The following is a 2,569-nucleotide window of genomic DNA, read 5'->3' as shown; positions in this document are numbered from 1 at the left end:
TTGCGGCTCCTTGCGACCGCCGCCCTTTTTTCGTCCCCACGCCATACGCAAACGCTCGCGCCCCGATGCATGACATTAGCGGGCGGGGTTTAAAGCCGTCTTAAGCGATGGTTAATCGGCGGGACGGGGCATCGGCAAAAGCGCCTGAAAATCGGGGGTTTCAAAGACTCTTAACCCTACCGGGCAACGAAGTCCCGGTTGGCTCCGTGCTCTGGCTCCCTGAGACGCAAATGCCCGGCACATCGGCGCGAAGACGCGCTTCGCGCCGATGTGCCGGGCATGACGTGCGTTGCGAGGTAACCGGACGGGTCAGCTTACCGGGGTGATGGAATCCTCTAGCCGGCGGGACCGTTGTCTTCGAGGATCGGGCCGAACAGCTCCCAGCGTTCGCCGTTGAACTTCATCATCTGCAGCTGCTTGTTGACGCGATAGTCGTCGGGCGTGGTGTTGGCGACGATGCCCGGCAGCGACAGGTCGAGCTGCACGTTCTTCAGGTTGCTGGCCTGCTTCATGATGTTTTCGCGGGTCAGATCGTCGCCGCACTGCTTGAGGACGTGGATGAGCAATTGCGTGGTCGAGTAGCCGTAGGAGTTGAAGCTCGAATCCTTGTCGCCGTCGGGATAGTACTTCGCCATGAACTCGAAATACCTCTTCATGCCGGCATCGTCCTTCCAGGTCGGATCGAGCGGGTCCTTGCCGTAGTTGACGCTGATCACGCCCTTGGAGGCCTCCAGCCCCGCCGGCTTCATCACGGCGCCGACCGAGGTGGCGTTGATGTCGAGGATGTGGACCGGATGCCAGCCGAGCTCTGCGATCTTCTTGATCGCCTGTGCCGCCTGCTTCGGCGTCGTTGCGCTGAAGAACAGGTCGGTGCCCGCATCCTTGATCTTGAGGATCTGCGAATCGATGGTGGGATCTGAGACTTCATAGGAAGCCTCCGCCACCACCATGCTGCCCGCCTTGTCGCCGAGACCGGCCTTGATCCCGTTGAGATAGTCTTTGCCCAGGTCGTCGTTCTGATAGAGGATTCCGATCTTTGCATTCGGATAATTCTTGATGATGTACTGGCCGTAGATGCGGCCTTCGACGAAATAGTTGGGGTTGAATCCCATCGTCCACGGGAAATTCTTCGGGTCGGTGAACTTCGACGCGCCGGTCGCGGCGAACAACTGCGGAACCTTCTTCGAATTGAGGTACTTCTGGACCGCGGCGTTCGACGGCGTGCCGAGGATCTGGAACGTGAGCAGCACTTCGTCGCTTTCGACCAGCTTGCGCACCTGTTCGACCGCTTTCGGCGGGCTGTAGGCGTCGTCATACTGGATCAGATTGATCTTGCGGCCGTTCACGCCGCCCTGATCGTTGATCATCTTGATATAGGCGGCCTGCGTCTTGCCGATGGTGGCATAGGCGGAAGCCGGGCCGCTGAACGGATTGGTCTGGCCGATCTTGATCTCGGTATCGGTCGCGCCGGTATCGTATTTCTTCTGCGCGTAGGCCGACGATACCGACAACGCGATGGTCAGTGCGGTCGCGGTGGCCAGATGTAAAAAGCCATTCCTCATATCTCTGCATTCCCTCATGTCATGATTGTGCCGATGGTCTTGTCCGGCCGGTCTTTTCTTGACCGGACGGACGCCATCGCTGCCCGGGATTGTGAGGGAAAGCATACCGCAATGCAAGATAACGGCCGGGCCAGAAGGTGAACGAAGTTACGGCAGCCAGAGCAGAATCAGTGCAACCGCCGCGGGTGCGGCCTGGACGTAGAGAATCCGGCGGCTGACCGTGACAGCGCCGTAAATGCCGGCAACGATCACGCAGAGCAGAAAGAATGTCTTGATCCGGAATGCGAAGGCGGGGACGCCCTGAACCAGGCCCCAGGCCAGGCCGGCGGCGAGAAAGCCGTTGTAGAGTCCCTGATTGGCGGCGAGCACCGCGGAGGCGGTCGCTTTCTCGATCGAATTCCGAAAAGTCTTCAGGCCGAGCGGCTTGGTCCAGAGAAACATTTCCAGAACCAGAAAATAGAGATGCAGCGCGGCGACCAGCGCCACCAAAGCGTTGGCAATTGCGTTCACGATGCTCTCCCCCTATGACGCAGACAAAGAAATCCCGATGACCATGCTAGCACGCGGCGGCGCTAGCCGTGATGGTTGGCAGCGGCTGCGAGGGGGAAATCATGACAGGCCATATCGATCCGACCAAGGAAGTCTTCGCCCGGTTTCGCGACAACAATCGCCAAGGGCCTATCCACATGCTCAATCTGGTCAGGCTGCTCGACCGCGCCGCCTATCCCGACGGGCGGAACGCGACCGGTGCGGAAGCCTACGCGGCCTACGGCCGCGACAGCGGGCCGGTATTCACCCGGCTTGGCGGCAAGGTGATCTGGCAAGGCCGGTTTGAACTGATGCTGATCGGACCGGCCGACGAGCGCTGGGATCATTGTTTCATCGCCGAATATCCAAGCGTCGCCGCGTTCGTCGAAATGATCAGGGATCCCGTCTATCGCGAAGCCGTGAAACATCGGCAGGCGGCAGTGAAGGACTCCCGGCTGATCCGGCTGGCGCCGCTTGCC

The 2,569-nt window shown here is 60.2% G+C and carries 3 protein-coding genes; 1 reads left to right on the top strand and 2 read right to left on the bottom strand.

Annotated elements, in window-relative coordinates:
- Window positions 1-335: 335 nt before the first annotated feature.
- Both QZ213_RS27130 and QZ213_RS27125 read right to left on the bottom strand, forming a co-directional pair.
- Window positions 336-1,562 (bottom strand): ABC transporter substrate-binding protein, encoded by a 1,227-nt coding sequence (locus QZ213_RS27130; protein ID WP_291689123.1) that lies wholly within the window; start codon window positions 1,560-1,562, stop codon window positions 336-338.
- A gap of 147 nt (window positions 1,563-1,709) precedes the next feature.
- On the bottom strand, window positions 1,710-2,072 hold the full coding sequence (locus QZ213_RS27125; RefSeq protein WP_291689122.1) for a DUF1304 domain-containing protein: 363 nt from the start codon (window positions 2,070-2,072) through the stop codon (window positions 1,710-1,712).
- Window positions 2,073-2,173: 101 nt separating this feature from the next.
- Here QZ213_RS27125 and QZ213_RS27120 point away from each other — a divergent pair.
- On the top strand, window positions 2,174-2,569 hold a 396-nt coding region (locus QZ213_RS27120; RefSeq protein WP_291689121.1), incomplete at its 3' end, for a DUF1330 domain-containing protein.

Source organism: Bradyrhizobium sp., assembly GCF_017881085.1.
Lineage (GTDB): Bacteria > Pseudomonadota > Alphaproteobacteria > Rhizobiales > Xanthobacteraceae > Bradyrhizobium.
Note: the sequence above shows the minus strand (reverse complement) of the source record. Positions and strands in the feature narration are given on the sequence as shown.